The 20,071-nt window shown below is 67.7% G+C and carries 16 protein-coding genes and 2 riboswitches; of the genes, 10 read left to right on the top strand and 6 right to left on the bottom strand.

The features are described 5' to 3' along the window. Positions 1-429 precede the first annotated feature (429 nt). Entirely contained in the window at positions 430-1,626 is a 1,197-nt protein-coding gene (locus LTH93_RS06980; protein WP_241465296.1) for an NRAMP family divalent metal transporter, read from the top strand. After that, positions 1,623-2,525 carry a putative hydro-lyase gene (locus tag LTH93_RS06975; RefSeq protein WP_241470532.1) on the top strand — a complete coding sequence of 301 codons (903 nt, stop codon included), beginning with the start codon at positions 1,623-1,625 and terminating at the stop codon, positions 2,523-2,525. Before LTH93_RS06980 ends, LTH93_RS06975 begins: the two co-directional genes overlap by 4 nt. Here the strand turns inward: LTH93_RS06975 and LTH93_RS06970 are convergent. After that, positions 2,513-3,790 carry an MFS transporter gene (locus tag LTH93_RS06970; RefSeq protein ID WP_241465294.1) on the bottom strand — a complete coding sequence of 426 codons (1,278 nt, stop codon included), beginning with the start codon at positions 3,788-3,790 and terminating at the stop codon, positions 2,513-2,515. The two genes, LTH93_RS06975 and LTH93_RS06970, sit on opposite strands and share 13 nt — an antisense overlap. Positions 3,791-3,896: 106 nt before the next feature. Here LTH93_RS06970 and LTH93_RS06965 point away from each other — a divergent pair, with 106 nt between their 5' ends. The 3 genes from LTH93_RS06965 to LTH93_RS06955 are packed head-to-tail and all read left to right on the top strand — an operon-like array spanning position 3,897 to position 6,758. Beyond that, positions 3,897-5,270, top strand: coding sequence for a biotin-dependent carboxyltransferase family protein (locus LTH93_RS06965; protein ID WP_241470531.1), 1,374 nt, complete (start codon positions 3,897-3,899; stop codon positions 5,268-5,270). A 37-nt stretch (positions 5,271-5,307) separates the two neighbouring features. Next, positions 5,308-6,339 (top strand): DUF368 domain-containing protein, encoded by a 1,032-nt coding sequence (locus tag LTH93_RS06960; protein ID WP_241470530.1) that lies wholly within the window; start codon positions 5,308-5,310, stop codon positions 6,337-6,339. A gap of 2 nt (positions 6,340-6,341) precedes the next feature. Continuing rightward, positions 6,342-6,758: a hypothetical protein gene (locus LTH93_RS06955; RefSeq protein WP_241465291.1), complete on the top strand. Its 417-nt coding sequence runs from the start codon at positions 6,342-6,344 to the stop codon at positions 6,756-6,758. A 99-nt stretch (positions 6,759-6,857) separates the two neighbouring features. Here the strand turns inward: LTH93_RS06955 and LTH93_RS06950 are convergent, their stop codons facing one another. The 3 genes from LTH93_RS06950 to LTH93_RS06940 form a co-directional block, all read right to left on the bottom strand. Then, complete coding sequence (locus LTH93_RS06950; protein WP_241470529.1) at positions 6,858-7,043, bottom strand: hypothetical protein; 186 nt, start codon at positions 7,041-7,043, stop codon at positions 6,858-6,860. 15 nt (positions 7,044-7,058) lie between these two features. Then, positions 7,059-8,120 (bottom strand): glycosyltransferase, encoded by a 1,062-nt coding sequence (locus tag LTH93_RS06945; RefSeq protein WP_241470528.1) that lies wholly within the window; start codon positions 8,118-8,120, stop codon positions 7,059-7,061. A 217-nt stretch (positions 8,121-8,337) separates the two neighbouring features. Next, positions 8,338-9,042, bottom strand: a complete 705-nt coding sequence (locus tag LTH93_RS06940) for a class I SAM-dependent methyltransferase (protein WP_241465288.1) — start codon at positions 9,040-9,042, stop codon at positions 8,338-8,340. 154 nt (positions 9,043-9,196) lie between these two features. Between LTH93_RS06940 and LTH93_RS06935 the strand changes: the two genes are divergently transcribed. From LTH93_RS06935 to LTH93_RS06915, 5 genes are all read left to right on the top strand, one after another. After that, positions 9,197-9,871: a M23 family metallopeptidase gene (locus LTH93_RS06935; RefSeq protein WP_241470527.1), complete on the top strand. Its 675-nt coding sequence runs from the start codon at positions 9,197-9,199 to the stop codon at positions 9,869-9,871. Positions 9,872-9,937: 66 nt separating this feature from the next. Beyond that, positions 9,938-11,236 carry an FAD-dependent oxidoreductase gene (locus LTH93_RS06930; protein WP_241470526.1) on the top strand — a complete coding sequence of 433 codons (1,299 nt, stop codon included), beginning with the start codon at positions 9,938-9,940 and terminating at the stop codon, positions 11,234-11,236. Between the two features lie 55 nt (positions 11,237-11,291). After that, a riboswitch (glycine riboswitch) is annotated at positions 11,292-11,422 on the top strand. A gap of 1 nt (position 11,423) precedes the next feature. Next, positions 11,424-11,548, top strand: a riboswitch (glycine riboswitch). A 36-nt stretch (positions 11,549-11,584) separates the two neighbouring features. Next, entirely contained in the window at positions 11,585-14,530 is a 2,946-nt protein-coding gene (gcvP, locus tag LTH93_RS06925; protein WP_241465285.1) for an aminomethyl-transferring glycine dehydrogenase, read from the top strand. Further along, positions 14,527-15,678: a glycine cleavage system aminomethyltransferase GcvT gene (gene gcvT, locus LTH93_RS06920; RefSeq protein WP_241470525.1), complete on the top strand. Its 1,152-nt coding sequence runs from the start codon at positions 14,527-14,529 to the stop codon at positions 15,676-15,678. The genes gcvP and gcvT overlap by 4 nt, the downstream gene beginning before the upstream one ends. Positions 15,679-15,702: 24 nt before the next feature. Beyond that, positions 15,703-17,208, top strand: a complete 1,506-nt coding sequence (locus tag LTH93_RS06915; protein ID WP_241465283.1) for an L-serine ammonia-lyase — start codon at positions 15,703-15,705, stop codon at positions 17,206-17,208. A gap of 58 nt (positions 17,209-17,266) precedes the next feature. On the opposite strand, the gene LTH93_RS06910 is transcribed toward LTH93_RS06915, so the two are convergent. Together LTH93_RS06910 and LTH93_RS13485 are read right to left on the bottom strand one after the other, a co-directional pair. Next, positions 17,267-18,508: an acyl-CoA dehydrogenase family protein gene (locus tag LTH93_RS06910; protein ID WP_241465282.1), complete on the bottom strand. Its 1,242-nt coding sequence runs from the start codon at positions 18,506-18,508 to the stop codon at positions 17,267-17,269. Positions 18,509-18,773: 265 nt separating this feature from the next. After that, the gene (locus tag LTH93_RS13485) at positions 18,774-19,943 is read right to left on the bottom strand and encodes a sensor histidine kinase (protein WP_241470524.1); all 1,170 of its coding nucleotides are present in this window, start codon (positions 19,941-19,943) and stop codon (positions 18,774-18,776) included. Positions 19,944-20,071: the final 128 nt, after the last annotated feature.

Below are 20,071 nucleotides of genomic sequence, written 5' to 3'. Positions count from 1 at the left end.
CCCTTAAGGAGGATCTGGCTGCCGTCGCAGGGTCGTTGCCATGGGTTTCTGATGAGTCTGAGCGGATTCAGCGTCAGCCGGGGACCTGAGAATCCCCAGCGGATGAGACGACGCATGTGACAACCATGTAAAACGTGGGCGGATTGTTCCACAATCTCTTGCTTGGATTGTTGAACAACAGTACTGTGAGCGGTGATCCACGGAATAGACGTGCGTCACATGTGCACTGCGCACGGTGTCGGCTCCGTTCCCCCTACTCACCCTCGGAGGGCTCCTGTGGCTGACGCCTCAACCCCCAGATCGTCTTCGGCGGATGCACCCCGCCATCCCAAGATCGAAGAAGACCCGCAGACCAATGGTGCCTCAGACATCGACGGCCCTCTGAGCGCCGGGCGCACGGAGTCCGACAGTCCGGAACCGAATGGTCCGATGCTGATCCGCACCCGCCGCACCGCGCTGCTCGGCGCGATGTTCCTGATGGCCACCAGCGCCGTCGGTCCGGGCTTCATCACCCAGACCGCGACCTTCACCTATCAGCTCGGCGCCGCCTTCGGCTTCGCCATTCTGATCTCGGTGCTGGTGGACATCGCGGTGCAGCTCAACGTCTGGCGGGTGCTCGGGGTCTCCGGGCTCTACGCCCAGACCCTGGGCAACCGCATCCTGCCCGGCCTGGGCTGGGCGCTCGCTGCGCTGATCTTCTTCGGCGGAATCGTCTTCAACATCGGCAACATCGCCGGTGCCGGCCTGGGCCTCAACGCGATGTCCGGCATGGACGCCCGCATCGGCGGCGGACTCTCCGTGATCCTCGCGCTGCTGATCTTCCTCTCCAAGAAGGCCGGCGTCGCGCTGGATCGGATCGTCGTCGCCTGTGGCGCGGTGCTGATCCTGCTGATGATCTTCATGGCCGTCACCACCGCCCCGCCGCTCGGTGAGGCGCTGCGCCAGACCTTCGTGCCGGACCAGGTGGAGTTCCTGGTGATCACCACGCTGATCGGCGGAACCGTCGGCGGCTACATCACCTATGCCGGCGCCCACCGGCTGATCGCCTCGGGCAACACCGGGGTCGAGAACGTCAAGGCGATCTCGCAGACCTCGGTGCTCGGGATCATGGTGGCCACCCTCATCCGCTTCCTGCTCTTCCTGGCCATCCTCGGGGTCGTCTCCACCGGTGTGGTCCTCGCCGAGGACAACGTTGCCGCCGATGCCTTCTCGGTGGCTCTCGGGGAGATCGGGCTGCGGGTCTTCGGCGCGGTCTTCTGGGTCGCCGCGATCACCTCGATCCTGGGCTGCACCTACACCACGGTGTCCTTCCTGACCACGAAGAACACCAAGGAGCGCACCAAGAACTGGTACTTCCTGGGCTTCCTGGTGATCACCACCGCCGTGTTCCTGATGCTGGGCCAGGCGCCCCAGACCCTGCTGATCATGGCCGGCGCCTTCAACGGCACCGTGCTTCCGCTGGGCTTCGCGGTGATCCTCTACGCCGCCTGGCGCCGCCGGGACCTGCTGCAGGGCTATAAGTACCCCAAGTGGCTGCTCATCCTCGGCTTCGTGGTCTGGCTGCTGACCATCTTCATGGGCTACAGCTCGCTGGGCGGTCTGGCCAGCCTCTGGACCGAAGGATGAGTCATCGCGCTGATCATTCCGGCCGTCGTCCTGGGCAGCGCCTCGCTCGAGGATCCGCCCGGGGTCACCGCTTCGCCGACGGCACGGTTCCTGAGTCGGGTCCTGGGCTGGAACAGCTGAGTCCCGCCGCGGCCCGGGCGCAGTTCCGCGCCGGGCTGCGGCGGCCCACCAGCGGGATCAGCCCGGGCTTCGCACAGGTGAACCTCCTGGCGCTGCCGCGAGAGCTGGCCTTCGACATGCTGCTCTTCGCCCAGCGCAACCCGAAGTCCTGCCCGGTCCTCGGCGTGTTCGAATCGGGCCAGTTCGACGACGCCGGCGCGGTGAGTCCGCTGCTGGCCCAGGGTGATCTGCGCACCGACATTCCCGCCTACCGGGTCTACCGCGACGGCGAGCTCATCGCCGAACCCGATGAGGCCACCGAGCACTGGCGCGAGGATCTGGTCGCCTTCCTCATCGGGTGCAGCTTCACCTTCGAAACCCCGCTGCTCGACGCGGGGATACCGATAGCGCACATCGAGCAGGGCGTGAACGTGCCGATGTACAAGACCGCCATCCGCTGCGCACCGGCGGGCCGACTCAGCGGACCCCTGGTGGTCTCGATGCGCCCGCTGCCCGCGGACCTGATCGCCGACGCGGTGCGGATCACCTCACGCTATCCGGGCGTCCACGGCGCCCCGGTGCACATCGGCAGCCCCGCAGGCCTGGGGATCGCCGATCTCGGCGCCCCGGACTTCGGGGACCCGGTGGAGATCCCCGCCGGCTGGACTCCGGTCTTCTGGGCCTGCGGCGTCACCCCGCAGGCGGCGGTGATGGAGTCCAAGCCGGAGCTGGCGATCAGCCACGCCCCGGGGCACATGCTGATCACCGACCTGCCGAACGCGCAGCTTCAGGTGCCCTGAGGGCTGGGGATCACGCCGTCGTCGTCGGACTTTCTACCGTGTCCGGGGATCCGGCGCGCCACCCCCTGATGCACGTCATGGCGGCCGTGGACCAGCCAGTAGAGCACCAGGGAGAGCACGACGACCCCGGCGCACATCGCGTACATGAAGCGGTAGTCCGCATAGCTGACCAGGGGGCCCAGCAGCAGCGGGGAGAAGCCGAATCCGGCGTCGAGCATGATGAAGAAGGTCGAGATCCCGATGCTGGTGCGGTGCGCGGGCAGGTCTGAGGCGATGATCGCCTGGAGCACCGGCAGCAGCGAGCCGAAGCCGAACCCGGCCAGCACCCCGGCGGTGAGCAGCACCCCCTGGTTCGGCGTCCAGGCGAGCAGGCCCATGGCGATGATGTAGCAGATCACCGCCGGATAGACCGCCCAGTTGTCCCCGTAGCGGTCCTGGACCTTGCCCATGAAGAGCCTCGAGACCAGCACTGCGCCGGCATAGATGACGAAGAAGATCGAGGCCGCGTCGACCATGTCGAGGCTGCGTGCGTAGCCGTTGAGGAAGGTCATCACCGAGGCGAAGCCGATGCCCAGCAGCATCGCCACCAGGGAGATCTTGAAGGCTCGGGGCTCGATGATGTCCCGCGGGCGCAGGGTCAGCTTCTCGACCAGGCTGGTGCGCCAGGGCTTGTCCTCGGGCAGCCGCAGGAACAGCGAGAAGACCAGGGCGACCACCGAGACGATGGTGACCGCGACGAACATCGCCCAGAAGTCGTAGCGCTGGGTCAGCTGGATCGCGGCCAGCGGGCCGATGGCCGGGGGCAGCGAGTTCGCCAGCAGGTAGTAGCCGGCGCCCTCCCCGCGTCGGGTGCGCGGGATCATCGCGAAGACCCCGGCGTTGAGCGCGGTCTGCCCGAAGCCGAAGGAGATCCCGTGGACCGCGCGCAGCGCGATGAGCATCTCATAGCTGTCCACCACGAGGTAGGCCAGGCCGGCGAGCACGTAGACGACCAGACAGGCCAGCACGGTGCGGCGCCGGCCCAGGAAGTTCACGTACTTTCCGGCGAAGATCCGGGCCGCCAGCGCGCCCACCACGAAGGCGGAGGCGGCGAACCCGGCGGCGGTCTCTCCGGCGGAGAACTCCTCGGCGGCGTAGACCGCAAGGCCGGTGACCAGCACGAAGAACACGATGGCCAGGAAGAGGTTGATCACGATCGCCAGCAGGAAGTCCTTGGTGAAGAGAGGCTCCTTCGGCGCAGCGGCAGTCTTCTTGGCGGCGATCACAGCCCGATTGTTTCATGGTCCGCCGGGGAAACGACCGCCGGGGCCAGTGTTCTCACCCATCGTCTGGATCAGGGGGATGACCACCCCGGTGTGGCACGCTGGGGGGATGATTCACAGCGTCCGGGAGATGGGGCAGCGGGCCCTCCTCATCGAGGTCACCGCAGAGAAGGACCGCCCCAGCCTGTTGGCGCATCTGGCCGAGCATCCCTTCACCGGCCAGCTCGACGCGATCCCCGGGGTCAAGACCGTCCTGGTGGACTTCCGTCGACGTCGCGACGCGCAGGCGGCGCTGAAGCAGGCGAAGCGGCTCAAGCTGCGACGGCGCAGATCCGGGGCTGCCGACGGCCCCGCCCGAAGGGACGCCGCCGGGAAGGACCCTGCCGGGACCTACGCGACTGCGGAGAACACCGCGCGGGAGCAGACCGGCGACGCGCGGCCTGAGGTCACGATCCCGCAGTCCTATGCCGAAGGTCTGCGGCTCGAGGAGCGCGAGGCCGTGCTGGAGGTGCTGCCGGCTGCAGCCTGTCAGGAGCCCGGCCAGACCCTGGTCCAGGACATGGGCCGCTACGGCTTCGGCGGCCTCGGCGTGGGCCGTGCAGGGCCGGCTGACTTCTCCGCCGCGCGCCAGGCGAACCGACTGATCGGCAATGACGACTCCGCCGCGGTCCTGGAGATCTGCGGGGGAGGGCTCAGCGTGCGCCTCTGCCAGACCTCGATCCTCGCCGTGACCGGCGCCGAGGTGTCCCTGGAGATCATCACGCAGGAACCGGTGCCGACCTCCCGCGGAGGCACCGAGGTGGCGCAGACCACCGAACGCAGCCGCACCGCCCCGGGCCGCGCCCCGTTCTGGGTCTTCCCCGGCGAGGTGCTGCACCTCGGACCGCCCCAGCGCGGGGTCTACAGCTACCTGGGCATCTCCGGCGGACTGGAGGCGCCCGTGGTCCTGGGCAGCGCCTCCACGGACACGGTGGCCGGCCTCGGCCCGGCCCCGGTGCAGGTGGGGGATCGTTTCGCGCTTGCCGGCGCGGCCTCGCGCTTCGTGGGCATCGCCTCCGTCGCGCCCACCCCGCTGCCGCTGCCGCAGGAGACCACGGTGCTGCGCTATGTGCCCGGGCCGCGGGTCGAGTATTTCGGCACCCGCCGCGCCGGGGCCGCAGGACTCTCCCGACTGGAGGGTCAGCCCTGGGAGGTCATGACCGGATCCAGCCGGGCCAGCCTGGTGCTCGACGGCGACGATCCGCTCACTCGCACCCACCCCGATGCCCTGCCGGCGGAACCGCTGATGCGCGGCGCCATCAGCATCGCCGAGTCCGGTCAGCCCATCGTGGCGCTGGCCGAACACCCGGTCACCAGCTCTGATCCGGTGCTGGGAGTCGTGGTGCGCGAGGATCTCTCGCTGGCGGCGCAGCTCTCGCCCGGTGCTGAGGTGCGGTTCCAGGCCGTGGACCCCGAGACGCTGGGTGCCCTCAGCACTCGATGAGATAATGGCCGACGTCGCGGTGCCCGGTGAGGTCACCATGTCAGCTTCCCCCCCCACCTGTATGACCGAGGAGTCCATCATCTCTGCCGAGTCTTCCGCCTCCCAGACCAGCAACCAGGGCGACGTCGCGCCTGCGCAGCCGCGTGAAGGCTCCGCGTCGCCCATGGAGTCCCGCCGCACCTCGCTGCCGGGCAACCTGATCCGCGGCGCCATGATCGGTACCGTGGAGACCGTCCCGGGAGTCTCTGGAGGCACCGTGGCACTGGTGGTCGGAATCTACCGGCACCTCATCGATTCGGCCTCCCATGTGGTCTCCGCCGGGCGGGCGCTGATCAGCGGACCGGATCGGCGGGCAAGCTCCATGCAGCACCTGCGCCTGGTCGAGTGGAAGGTCATCATCCCGGTCATGATCGGGATGATCGTCGCCGTCTTCACCATTGCCGGTCCCATGTCGGACGCCGTGGAGGCCTACCCCGAGCTCACCCGGGCTGCGTTCTTCGGGATGGTGCTCGCCTCGATCTTCGTGCCGCTGCAGATGGCCTGGTTCGACCGTTCCGGCCCGCTGAAGGCCTCGCATGTGCTGGCCGGCATCGCCGCCGCGGCGCTGACCTTCTGGCTGGTCTCGCTGCCACCTACCGCGGTGGAGCCCACCTGGTACGTGATCCTTCCGGCGGCGGCCATCGCCGTCTCGGCGCTGCTGCTGCCCGGGCTCTCCGGATCCTTCCTGCTGCTGACCTTCGGACTCTACGAGCCCACGCTGCGGGCCGCCGCCGATCGTGACCTCGCCTACCTGGGCATCTTCGCGCTGGGCCTCGCGCTCGGCGTGATCTCCATCGTGAAGGGTCTGAAGTGGCTGTTGGACCACCGTCACCGGATCACCATGGTGGTGCTCGCAGGGGTGATGCTCGGCGCGCTGCGCACGCTGTGGCCCTGGCAGGACGAGGGCCGCGGAATGTTGGCCCCGGGTGATGATCTCGGACAGGTGCTGCTGCTGGGAGCCGCAGGGTTCGCCGTCGTGCTGGTGCTGGTGCTGGTGGACTACCGGCTGGCCCAGCGCCAGGTGCGCTGACCATGGCGAGCGCGACGACGACGGCGCGCAATCAGCCACGGACGCTGCTGCTGGTCGCCGCGCTGCTGAATCTCGTCCCGCCGACCGCCTTCGCTCTGCCCGGGGTGCTCCAGGCCAGTCCGGAGCAGTTCAGCCTCGTGGCCGCGACGGGGTCCCTCGCCGCTGCGCTGTGCACGCTCTACGCGCTGCGCATGGCGGCGCTCCCGCGGAGGATCCGCATGCTCCTGGGTGGTGTGGCGGTGCTGGCCGCGGCGTTCTTCATCGGCGGCGATGCCGCGGTGCGTGCGATTCCCGCGGAGGGCATCGGGCCGGGACTGATCCCCTTCATGGGGATGCTGCTGCACCTCTGCGCGGCGGCCACCCTGTTCACTCTGGGGCTGGTGCACCCGCGTTCGAGAACTGCAGCCCGGCAGCACTGAGGGTAGGCAGCACTGCGGAAGGACGGGTCGACGCGGGAGGCCTCTGGGCTCGGGTTCTGCGGTGCAAGGTGGCGTGCTGGGCAGCGCCGCACTTTTCCGCTACCCGCAGATGTCCTGCCGCGGGGCCTGGTGGACAGCTGATGATCGTCGAATCCTGTGGATCAACACCGATGTGATCGTGCCCAGGGTCAGGGTCGCCATGAACAGCACGCCGACCGCGAGGAAGCCCCAGCCCACGCCGAAGGCGATGAACCCTGAGAGGGCAAGCTGGGAGGCTTGGGTCATGTCTGCGCCGTACACCTATGCCTCTTTCGTGGTGCTGTGGGGTGTGCCCAGGTGGGCCCAATCTCCGCTGGAGGAATTCAGCTTCTGCCAGACCGCACCGATGTAGGCGCTCTGCAGGATCAGCGCGTAGATCAGCTCGGGAATCACCATGGCCGCGAAGAGTCGTCGTCGCCAGGGCTGGTCCCAGACGGTGATCACGCGCTCCAGGGCGAACACTGCGCCGATGAGGAGCCAGAAGGGTTCCACCCCGAGGAAGCCGTTGACCGCATAGGAGACCGTCGTCAGCCCGATCAGGGTGCTCATCAGAATCACTGAGAGCGCGAGCATGACCTGTTGGTTGATGTAGCGCCTGGTCACGTGATTCCACCCCATCTCGGTGATGTTCTGCAGGGCGCCGAGGTACCACCGACGACGCTGACGCCAGAGAGTCGGGATGTTCGGCATCGTCTCGGTGGTGCTCTGACACTCGACGGGGGACCGGACCTTCCAGCCGCAGGTCTTGAGCGTCATGGTCAGGCGCATGTCCTCGGTGATGGTCTGCTCGTCATAGATCGAGCCGAATCGCGACTCCACATCTATCAGGGCCTGCCAACGGATCAGGGCCGCGGTGCCCGACATGACGAAGGTCTTGCCCGTGCGCTCGATCTGCTCGGCATATCGGGTCCACTCGAGGAACTGGCAGAGCTCGAGATAGCCGGTGGGTGGGTCTGCGCGGAAGACCGCCCCGACTCCGCCCACCTCGGGGTCCTCGAACTCTTGGAGTGCTCGTTCGATGAACCTCGGGACGATCTGGGTGTCTGCGTCCATGATCAGCACGAGCCCTCGTCGCTCGAGCACGTCCAGCGCCTGGTTCAGAGCTCCAGCTTTGCGGGCCGTGTTGTCCAGGGTCTCCATGACGTCAACGCCGAATGCTTTGGCTATCTCCACCGTGTGATCGGTGGAACGATCGGAGACCACCAGAATTCGGTCGGGTGGGACCGTCTGGGCTCGCAGTGATGCGATGGTGGCAGGCAGGGCGCCAACCTCGTTGTGGGCAGGGATGACCGCGGTGACCCGCGGTCGGACAGGGGAGGACACAGAACGGGGTTTCCTTACTGCTGCCAGCCCGGGTCTGGTGCAAGGAGACCCGACTGGATGCGTTATATACTTCAACTTTGAAGTACTCTTCGAGATTAATCTAGCGCACTCGTCGCGTGTGTCCAGGGAACGTGATAAGAGTCACAGACGGGCATCGTCCCCGGTCAGGAGCGGTACCGGGGCGGAAGGCTGCCGCGAAGGTCCTGGCTCGGGTGGCTCAGGGCTTGGTCCAGATGTGCAGCAGGTACCCATAGGACAGGCCCAGACGATCCGGATGGCTGCGCAGCCACTGCTCCGCGACGTCGGCTGGGAACTCCAGGTGCAGGACCCGCTCGAGGTCGCTTCGGCGGTGGAACTGCCAGCGACTCATCACGGCCGCGGTCCGTGCGCCCTTCTCCTGCCACCAGGTCGAGGGGTAGCTGTCCCGACCCTGTGCCGCGGCGGGCGCACTGGCGCGCAGCAGCGCCGCAAACTCGCCGAGCACATGGTCATTGTCGATCACCACCAGCTTGCCCCCGGGTCGCAGCACCCGGGCGACCTCCGCCAGCCCCGCCGAGGGATCGAAGAACTCGGAGGGAAAGAAGTAGGCGAAGCGGGCATGGACCACGTCGACGCTGGAATCGGCAAGCGGAATATGCTCGGCCGAGCCGTGAAAGACCTTGGCCCGTCGGCTGCGGGCCCGGGCCGTGTCCAGGAGACGCTCATCTGGTTCGATCCCGATGGTCTTCTCCGCCTCGGAGTACTTCGGCAGCCAGTAGCCTGCCCCGCAGCCGAGATCCACCAACACCTTGTGTCGCCAGTCCGCGGCCAGTCGCAGCGCCTCCCAGAGCGTCCCCTGCGGGTCGATCGCGCCGTTCTCGATCTCATAGCCCGCAGGGTCGCCGCTCTGGTTCGCTGCAGGGACGAAGTCGTTGAGCGTCATGACCTGATTCTCGCAGAGTCTGACGCGCTGACAAGGGGTATCTCCAAAAAATGAGGCCGGGAGGACAGACAAGTCGGGCCCTAGAGACTTCAACCCAGCACGGGGCTAAGCTTTAACCATGCCGCCGCGGCACCTGTCATCTTCGTTGCACCCTTTGGAGCTTTCCCTGCCCTTCACGGGCAGCTGGAAGGTGCAGAACAGTCCGGCCAGACGTGTCCCGAGCCACGGCACAGACCTCTTCGGGATCCGGTACGCCATCGACTTCGTCGCTGTGGACACGGACGGACGCACCGCCGGGTCGGTGAGTTGGCGCAGCGTGTTCGCCGCTGAGCAGCCGGAGCTGTTCTTCGCCTTCGGACAGGAGGTGTTGGCGCCGCGTGACGGCACCGTGCGGGTTATCCACGACGGCGAGGACGACCATGCGGCCAGGCGCTCCCAGCTCAGCCTGATCCCGTACCTGCTCGGACAGTCCTCCCGTGTCCGCGAGGGCCCGGTGGCAGTGGCGGGAAACCATGTGATCATCGAGGACCCGCGGAGCCGGTGCTTCATCGCCCTGGTGCACCTGCGGCGCGGATCGATCCGGGTCCACCCTGGGGAGCAGGTCAGCTCAGGCGAGATCCTCGCAGAATGCGGCAACAGTGGAAACTCCACCCAGCCGCATATCCATCTCCAGGCCATGGACAGCCTGGACCTGCACCGCGCCCACGGCGTCCCGATCGTGTTTCGCGGCTTCCACGAGCAGATCCGCAGCGGCGAAGCCGCGGTGATCTGGCACGGCGTTCCCGCGAATGCCTCCGTCGTCCAGCCGGTCCGGCCAGCCCGAGCCTGATCCTGATCCTGATCCTGATCCTGATGCTGATGCTGATGCTGATGCTGATGCTGTGAGGAGGAGGCTATGCCGATGACCAAGCTGCAGCGCGACTGTGTGATCGCTGGAGGAGGCCCTGCCGGGATGGTGCTGGGCTGCCTGCTCGCCCGCGCAGGGCTGGAGGTCACCGTGATCGAGAAGCACCCCGACTTCTTCCGCGACTTCCGCGGAGACACCGTCCACCCCTCCACGCTCACCCTCCTCGGCGAGCTCGGGCTGCGCGAGCAGTTCCTGGCCCTGCCCGTCAGCCGGTTCTCCACCCTCGATGCCGTCATCGAGGGCGAGCGTCTCACCCTGGTCGACTTCGGAGTGCTCCGCGGACCCGATGACTTTCTGGTCCTCGCCCCGCAGTGGGACTTCCTGGACTTTCTGGCCCGCGAGGCGAAGGCCTTCCCCGGCTTTGATCTGCGGATGCACACCGAGGCGACCAGTCTGATGCAGTCCGACGACGGTGCCGTCGTCGGACTGCGCGCCCGCTCGGCTGACGGTGAGCTCCAGATCCGGGCGAGACTCACGGTGGCCGCCGACGGACGGGCCTCGGTGCTGCGCGCAGCCGCCGGGCTCACCCCGGTGGAGTCAGGAGTGCCCATCGATGTGCTCTGGTTCAGCCTCCCGCAGCCCGCCGATCCGCCCCCGCCCACCCTGGGCCACCTCTCCTCGGCCGGGATGGTCCTGACCATCGATCGCGGGGAGACATACCAGTCGGGCCTGATCATCAAGAAGGGTGAATTCCGGGAGCTGCAGCAGGCCGGACTGGAGGAGTTCCGCGCCCGGCTGATCCAGGCGGCCCCGGTGCTGGATGAGGTGGTGCAGACCCTCACCGACTGGAAGCAGGTCAAGCTGCTGACGGTGCAGATCAATCGGCTCCCGCGCTGGCACCGGCCGGGGTTCATCGCCATCGGGGATGCGGCCCACGCGATGTCCCCGATGTTCGGGGTGGGGGTGAACTATGCGATCCAGGATGCGGTGGCGCTTGCCAACGCGATCACCGCACAGCTGACGCAGGGGACCGTCCCGGAGCAGACGCTGGCAGCTGTGCAGGCCCGCCGGGAGCGGCCGGTGAAGCTCATGCAACGGATCCAGGGGCGCGGACATCGGGTGATCGCTCGCTCCACGACCGGGCGCCGGGTCGTCCCGGCCCCGGCCGCGAAGCTGCTTCGCCTCTTCTCACCGGTGCTCCGCCGACTCACCGCGCGCGTCATCGGGGTGGGTCTGCTTCCGGAACACGTGCGCACCCCCAGCGCGGCACGACCCGGCGCGTCACCGGGCCCGATCCCGGGACCGGGCAGAGGATCGGGCGAACCAGGCCGAGTGAGCACATCGTGAAATGTGTCGGAAAACACCGCTGTGGCACAATGAGGACAAATTGAATCATCGCCACGTCCCCTGTGTGGGAGAGTCCGGCTGGCGCCCAGAGCAGTGCAGTCCCTGCACCCCTGGGCGCGGATCCGGCGCCGAAGGAGCAATATCCTCCCCGGGAACCTCTCAGGCACTCAGTACCGTGCAGGGGTGGCAACTCTGGAAAGCAGCACGTCAGGTCTGCAACCCTGATGTGCTCACCGAAGGTGCAAGCCGGTTCTGCCCCCGTCTGACGGCGGCGGCCGGTGAATCTCTCAGGTCCATCACAGAGCGGGGGAGGAACCCGCGCCATCTCCATGCCTGGAAGGTTCCTCCATGACCGTCACATCTGTCCGTCGCAGCTCCACCCTCGCCCCCGATGCCACCGAGTTCTCCGCCCGGCACATCGGACCTACCTCCGCGACTGCGGCCACCATGCTGGGTGCCCTCGGCTATGACTCACTGGCCGACCTCGTCGACGCCGCGGTGCCCGAGGCGATCCGCCAGCCCGGACCGCTGAACCTTCCCGAGGCCCTCACCGAGGCCGAGACGCTGCAGGCGCTGCGCGGCTACGCCGAGAAGAACCAGCCGCACACCCAGATGATCGGGCAGGGCTTCTACGACACCCACACCCCGCAGGTGATCCTGCGCAACGTGCTGCAGAACCCCGCCTGGTACACCGCCTACACGCCTTATCAGCCGGAGATCTCCCAGGGCCGGCTTGAGGCGCTGCTGAACTTCCAGACCATGGTCGCTGACCTGACCGGCCTCGACATCGCCAACGCGTCGCTGCTGGACGAGGCCTCCGCCGTGGCCGAGGCCATCCTGCTGATGCGCCGCGGCAACAAGAAGCGCGCCACCGCGAAGATCGTGCTCGACGCCGACATCTTCCCGCAGACCCGCGCCGTGGTCGCCGGCCGGGCCGACGCGCTGGGCATCGAGATCGAGACCGTCGACATCGCCGCCGAGGGGCTGCCCGCCGGTGAGATCTGCGGACTGGTGCTGCAGCAGCCGGCCAACTCCGGCGCCGTGGTCGACCACCGCAAGGTCATCGCTGAAGCCAAGGAGCGCGGGGCGATGGTCACCATCGCTGCGGATCTGCTTGCGCTGACCCTGATCACCTCACCCGGCGAGCAGGGCGCCGACATCGCCGTGGGCAGCTCCCAGCGCTTCGGGGTCCCGCTGTTCTTCGGCGGACCCCACGCGGCCTTCATGGCCGTGAAGTCCGGGCTGCAGCGCCAGCTCCCCGGCCGGCTCGTCGGAGTCTCCAAGGACGCCGAGGGCCGCCCCGCCTACCGGCTCGCCCTGCAGACCCGCGAGCAGCACATCCGCCGCGAGAAGGCCACCTCGAACATCTGCACCGCCCAGGCGCTGCTGGCCGTGGCGGCCTCGATGTACGCCGTCTACCACGGCCCCGAAGGCCTCACCCGGATCGCCGAGCGGGTGCACGGATCCGCCCGCACCCTGGCCGCCGTGCTGCGTGAGGCCGGCCATGAGCTGATCGCCGAATCCTTCTTCGACACCATCCAGGTCCGGCTGGCCTCCCACGAAGCCGCCGAGGACGTCATCGCCGCCGCCGAGGCCGCAGGGGTCAACCTGCGCCGCGTCAACCAGGACGTCGTCGGGATCTCCACCGATGAGACGACGACGACGGCGCAGCTCGCCGCCGTCGCCCAGGCCTTCGGCGTCAAGGATGTCGCAGCGCTCCCCGAGCAGCTCGGGTCCTCCAGGCAGGAGCAGGACTACGCCTTTCCGGCGCAGCTGACCCGCACCTCGGAGTTCATGACCCACCCGATCTTCCACGAGATCCGCTCCGAGACGCAGATGATGCGCTACCTGCGCCGGCTCTCCGACCGCGACCTCGCCCTTGACCGGACCATGATCCCGCTGGGCTCGTGCACCATGAAGCTCAACGCCGCCACCGAGATGGAAGCCATCTCCTGGCCCGAGTTCGCGGGGATCCACCCCTATGCCCCGGCCCCGCAGACCACCGGCTGGCGCGAGATGATCGCAGACCTCGAGTCCCGGCTCGCCGAGGTCACCGGATACGCGGCGGTCTCGATCCAGCCCAACGCCGGCTCCCAGGGCGAATACGCCGGACTGCTGGCCATCCGGCAGTACCACCTCGCCCAGGGCGACTCCGCCCGGGACATCTGCCTGATCCCGGCCTCGGCCCACGGCACCAACGCCTCCTCGGCGGTGCTGGCCGGACTGCAGGTCGTCGTCGTCGCCACCGCAGAGGACGGCACCATCGACATGGCCGACATGGAGGCCAAGATCGCCGCGCACCCGGACCGGATCGCCGCGATCATGCTCACCTACCCCTCAACCCACGGGGTCTACGAGACCGAGGTGCGCGAGGTCTGCGCGAAGATCCATGCCACCGGCGGACAGGTCTACATCGACGGCGCGAACCTCAACGCCCTGGTCGGCCTCGCCCAGCCCGGCGAGTTCGGCGGCGACGTCTCCCACCTGAATCTGCACAAGACCTTCTGCATTCCGCACGGCGGCGGCGGACCCGGCGTCGGCCCGGTGGCCGTGGCCGAACACCTCCAGCCCTTCCTGCCCAGCACCTCCGTCGGTGCCTCCTGGGCCACCGGGGAGCATGAGGGAGAAGGCCGCGACGGCGCCCCGGTCACCGCCACCCCCTTCGGCTCCGCCGGGGTGCTGCCGATCTCCTGGGCCTACCTGGCGATGATGGGCTCCGAGGGACTGACCAGCGCCACCGCCCATGCCCTGCTGAGCGCGAACTACATCGCCGCGAAGCTGAAGGAGCACTTCCCGATCCTCTACACCGGGGAGCACGGGCTGATCGCCCATGAATGCATCCTGGACCTGCGCGAGCTCACCAAGGCCTCAGGAATCACCGCCGAGGATGTCTGCAAGCGCCTCATCGACTACGGCTTCCACGCGCCCACCCTGGCCTTCCCGGTGAACGGGACGCTGATGGTGGAGCCCACCGAGTCTGAGGACCTGGCCGAGATCGACCGGTTCATCGCCGCGATGATCGGAGTGCGCGCCGAGATCCAGGACATCGTCGAGCAGAAGATCAGCGCGGCGGAGTCCCCGCTGCGCCTGGCACCGCACCCGGCCGCCGTCGTCGCCGGTGACGCGTGGGACCGGGCCTATCCGCGCGAGCAGGCGGCCTTCCCGGTCAAGAACCTGCTTCAGGACAAATACTTCCCTCCGGTGAGCCGGATCGACGGCGCCCACGGCGACCGCAACCTGATCTGTTCCTGCCCCCCGCCGGAGGCCTTCGAACTCGAGGAGAGCACCGCATGAGAGAGACCGCGCTTACTGCCGCCCACGCCGAGCTGGGTGCCAGCTTCACCGACTTCGGCGGCTGGAAGATGCCGCTGAAGTACACCTCCGAGTTGGAGGAGCACCATGCGGTGCGCACCACCGCCGGGCTCTTCGACCTCTCCCACATGGGAGAGATCCGGATCATCGGGCCCGACGCCGCCACCTTCCTGAACACCGCGCTGGTGGGCAACCTCGCGGCGGTGAAGATCGGCAAGGCGAAGTACTCGCTGATCTGCCGCGAGGACGGAGGGATCCTCGATGACCTGATCGCCTACCGGATCGATGAGAACGAGTTCCTGCTGGTCCCCAACGCGTCGAACCGTGAAGTGGTCGCGGCGGCGCTCACCGAGCGTGCTGCGGCTGGCACAGGTGCTGGGGGGACAGGCTTCGACGTCGAGGTCTGGGACGAATCGGAAGGCATCAGCCTGATCGCGGTCCAGGGACCTGCCGCGCAGAAGATCATCAGCTCCGTGGTGCGCGCCAATGAGACCTTCCTGGTCGACGAGCTCAGCTACTACGCGTTCACCACCGTGAGCGTCGGCGGCGACGAGATCCTGCTCGCCCGCACCGGCTACACCGGGGAGGACGGGTTCGAGCTGTTCCTGCCCAATGAGAAAGCCCACGCCCTGTGGCTGGCGCTGTTGGAGGCCGGGTCCGACGACGGCCTGGTCCCCTGCGGGTTGGCCTGCCGAGACTCGCTGCGCCTCGAGGCCGGCATGCCGCTCTACGGCAACGAGCTCTCCACCGAACGGGTCAGCTTCGAAGCCGGACTGCCGGTGGTCTCCTTCGCGAAGGCGGAGAACTTCACCGGACGCGCCGCCCTCGAGGCTGCCAAGGCGGCGGGTCGCGGAAAGACCTCGGGTCAGCGGCTCGTCGGGCTCAAGGGCCTCGGCAAGCGCGCCGGCCGCGGCGGCTACCCGGTGCTCGCCGTCGAGGGGGACAACCCCGGTGAGACCGTGGGGGCGGTGACCTCCGGGCTGCCCAGCCCGACCCTGGGCCATCCGATCGCGATGGCCTATGTCGACATCGCCCACACCGAACCGGGCACGCGGCTCGACGTCGATCTGCGTGGAAAGCCGCAGCCCTTCGAAGTGGTCCCGCTGCCCTTCTACCGCCGCGCACGCTGACCGGGACAGGATTCGAGACACTCCATGACCATCAGCATCTTTGATCTGCTCCGGGTCGGCATCGGTCCCTCCTCCTCGCACACGGTGGGGCCGATGCGCGCCGCCCGGCGCTTCGTGACCGAGCAGCTGGGAAGTCCCGAGGTGCTGGCCCGGACCGAGTCGGTGCAGGTGGACCTCTACGGCTCGCTCTCGGCCACCGGACGCGGCCACGGCACCTTCACCGCGGTGCTGCTGGGCCTGGAGGGGTGGGACCCGGAGACCATCCTGCCGGACCAGGTCGACTCCCGACTGGCTGCCATGGAGGTCTCCGGCACGGTGCAGCTGGCCGCCCAGTGCGAAGACGACGGTGCTCCGAGCGATCCGGACGGCGCCCACGGGGACGCCCACAGCGCCGGCAAGGAGATCCCGCTGCGGGTGGAGGACTTCATCCAGCGCCCGCTCACCGTCATGGACCGGCATACCAACGCGATGACGCTCACCGCGCTCGACGCCGCCGGAGAGCAGGTGGCCAAGGAGATCTATTACTCCATCGGGGGAGGGTTCGTGCTCTCAGAATCCGATGCGGTGGCCTCCGACGCGTCGCTGGGACAGGCGCTGGCCACCCCGGACGCCGAGGTGCCCTACCCCTTCATCACGGCCGCCCAGCTCATGGAGCACTGCGCCCGCTCAGGCCTGCCGGTCTCCCGGGTGATGCTGGCCAATGAGCGCGCCCTGCACCGCGCCCGCCACGGCGGCACCGAGGAGGAAGCCGAAGCCGAGATCACCGGTAAGGTGCTGCACCTCTGGCAGGTCATGGAGGACTGCAAGAACAGCGCCCTGGAGCGCGAGGGGCACCTGCCCGGGGGGCTGAAGGTCCGGCGTCGTGCCCCTGACTGGCACGCACGGATGTGGAAGGACGATCCAGGCCGCACCCACGCCTATTGGCAGGAGTGGGTGAACCTGGTCGCGCTGGCGGTCAACGAGGAGAACGCCTCCGGGGGACGGGTGGTCACCGCGCCCACCAACGGTGCTGCCGGAATCATCCCTGCCGTGGGCTTCTACGCCACCCATTACGGGCCCGGCGCCAGCTACGCGGGGGAGGAGGACCGTGAGGACATCGCCGTGCGGTTCCTGCTCACCGCCGCCGCCGTCGGGGTGCTCTACAAGGAGCAGGCCTCGATCTCCGGCGCCGAGGTCGGCTGCCAGGGGGAGGTCGGCTCGGCCTCCTCGATGGCGGCCGCCGGGCTCTGCGAGGTCCTGGGCGGCACTGCCAAACAGGTGGAGAACGCCGCCGAGATCGCGATGGAGCACAACCTCGGGCTCACCTGCGATCCGATCGGCGGACTGGTGCAGGTGCCGTGCATCGAGCGCAACGCCATGGCCGCGACCAAGGCCGTCAACGCCGCGCGGATGGCGCTGATGGGCGACGGCGAGCACCGGGTCTCGCTGGACGAGGTCATCGTGACGATGCGCGAGACCGGCAAGGACATGTCCTCGAAGTACAAGGAGACCGCCCTGGGCGGACTCGCGGTCAACGTCGTCGAGTGTTGAGCGCTGGACGTCGAATGCTCAGTGCCGAGCGCCGTATCGTGGGCGCCGAGCGCGTGTCCTAGGCGAAGGCTGAGTACCCGGTCAGGTCGCGCCCGATGATCAGGCTCTGCACGGATTCGGTGCCCTCATAGGTGTGGATCGCCTCGATATCTGCCATGTGGCGCGGCACCTTGTTCTTCAGCAGGATCCCGTTGCCGCCGAGCATGTCGCGGGCGACCTGGGCGATCGCCCGAGCCTTCCGGGTGTTGTGATACTTCGCCAGGGAGGCCTGCGGGCCGGTGAGCGTGCCGGCCATATCCCGCTCGGTGACCGCCCGGACGTGCAGCTGCATGGAGGTGAGCTCCGAGACCATCCAGGTCAGCCGCTCCTGCACCAGCTGGAAGCTCGCCAGCGGACGGCTGAACTGCTCACGCTGCTTCGAATAGCTCAGCGCCGCCTCCACCAGCGCAGAGGCATGCCCGACGGCGGACCAGGCTACTCCCAGCCGGGTCGCGAAGAGCACCTTGGAGGCGTCCTTGAAGGTCTTTGAACCCGGCAGTACGGCGTGGGCGGGGACCTCGACGTCCTCGTACTGGATCAGCGCCTGGTGGATCGCGCGCAGCGAGGCCTTGCCCTGGATGACCTCTGCCCGATAGCCGCGGGTGTCCTGGTCGATCAGGAAGCAGCGGACGTTGCCGTCGTGGATGCCGCCGGCGACTCGGGCCCAGGTGAACGTCAGGCCGCCCGAGGCGCCGTTGCCGATCCACTTCTTGGCGCCGTTGATGACGTAGTAGCCGGAGTCCTCGTCGCCGACCAGCCGGGCGGTGGTCTCCAGCGAGACCGAGTCCGAGCCGTGCGTGGGCTCGGTGAGGGCGAAGGAGCCCAGCGTCTCGGCCGTGGCCAGTTTGGTGAGATGCTCAGCCTTCTGGTCTGCCGAACCGAAGTACGCCAGGGTGCGCAGCGCGAGCCCGCCCTGCACCGCCAGGGCCGTGCCCAGGGAGCCATCGGCACGGGAGGTCTCCATGTTCACCAGGCCCGCGGCCATCGGGGAGAGCGTCTCCATGGAGGCTTCGGAGACGTCGACGCCGTCGGTCAGCAGACCCAGGCCGCCAGCCTTGCGGACCAGGTCAACCGGGTACTCAGCGTGTTCCCAGTGCTGCGCCATCCGCGTCTCCAGTCCGGTGGAGAACTCGCGGGCGCGAGTCCACCACTGCCGGTCTGCCGCGGGGAGGTCGTCGAAGACGCCGTAGTAGTCGAGGTCCTGCGCGGTGGAGACGTCGTAGATCGGATCAACGGAAGCATCGGGAGCATGATGTGTCATGGCACACATGTTACTTGATAGTCACAAGGTGGGGGAGCTTTGGTTTCACCTGCAAACTGTGGACAAAAGTCCACTAGTCAGAAGACGGGCGCTCCCCAATACTTATAAGTGGACGTGCATCAGTGGTGCACGATTCAGGGGAGATGACATCGGCCTTGAGGTGTTCCGAGTTACGGTGCAAGGGTTCGGAGCAGGACCTCGGCGGATGTTAATGCTCGGGCGGTGGGAACGGCACCGCCCGAGCCTCTCTGTGTCCGGGGTCTTTTCAGCGGAGGCGCAGCTCAATGTCGGACACCTGCACGCTCCAGATTCCTTCAGCGGGTGAGCCTGCCTCGATGGTGCCCCCATAGGTGGCCGCTCGATCTTCCATGCTGATCAGTCCCGTTCCTGAAGTCGCGTGCTTGGGGGCCGGTGCCTGATTCGCGTCGGTCCGGTTCGTCACGGTCAGGTCCACGGTGGCCACCTTGACCTCGAGCTCGATGGTGCAGTCATTGATGGCGTGACCGCGCGCGCCATGTTTGACCACGTTCGTCGTGCACTCCTGCAGGATTCGATACAGGCAGGCCTCCACGGACTGGGGGATGGAGCTGAGGTCCCCATGCACCGAGGTGTCCACCGTGAATCCGAGGTCCTCCAGGCGCTCCGTGAAGCGCTGCAGGCCCGACTCCAGATCCAGCTCAGGCGCATCTCCAGGTCCGGAACCGATGATGTTCTCGCGCTGCAGCACCAACAGCACTCTGCGCAGGTCGTGGAGCGCGGCGCTGGCCGATTGGGAGATCTGGGACAGCGCCGCCGCGCGCGATTCCGGGGTCCCGGTGGCCGCAGCGACTTGCGTCTGCATCGAGATGACGGTGAGGTCGTGGGCGAGGATGTCGTGGAGGTCCCGTGCGATCGAGCGGCGTTCCCCGGAGAGCGCCTCCTGGTGTGCGGCCCGCAGCTGAACGAGCTCACGCTCGGCGGACAGGCGCGACGCGAGGTGTCTCCGAGTAGCTCGCCCGGCCAAGTAGGACAAGACCATCAGCGCGCCGGTCGTCAGGGTGAATCCGACCGCGAGTACGCGAACACTCTCCGAGAGACCCACACTGATGGCGATGCCCAGCGTCATCACCAGGTATAGGCGCCGAACCCATTGCGAGCAGTACAGCGCCGAGAGGCCGCTGAACAACGCGACCAGCAAGAGGGTTTCGAACGGGGAGTTCGTTACCACCCCGATCGCGGCGCCAACCAGGGCTGCGAGCGCACCTGCTGCTGGATGCAGCCAGAACAGGGAGACGGCGAGGATCCAGATCAAGTACCCGAACTGGAGCCTCGCGCTGAGGTACTCGGGGTCGAAGATCAGAGCCAGCGCAATGTCTGCGGAGATTCCGCCGATGGTGGCGAGGGTGAGGATGCTCAGAACTCGGCGGCTTGGTGCTACATCACTCGAAAAAGTCACTCTCAAGGATACGTCCTGACGCCCGGGGCTGGGGAAGGATTAGCAAGATGAAGATCTTGGGAACGCTGCGCAGATGAATGAACGAAGAAAACCTTCAGCTTCAACGCCTGAAATATCAAAAAAACCAA

The sequence above is a fragment of the Nesterenkonia sp. DZ6 genome (assembly GCF_022565835.1).
Classification (GTDB): domain Bacteria; phylum Actinomycetota; class Actinomycetes; order Actinomycetales; family Micrococcaceae; genus Nesterenkonia.
Note: the sequence above shows the minus strand (reverse complement) of the source record. Positions and strands in the feature narration are given on the sequence as shown.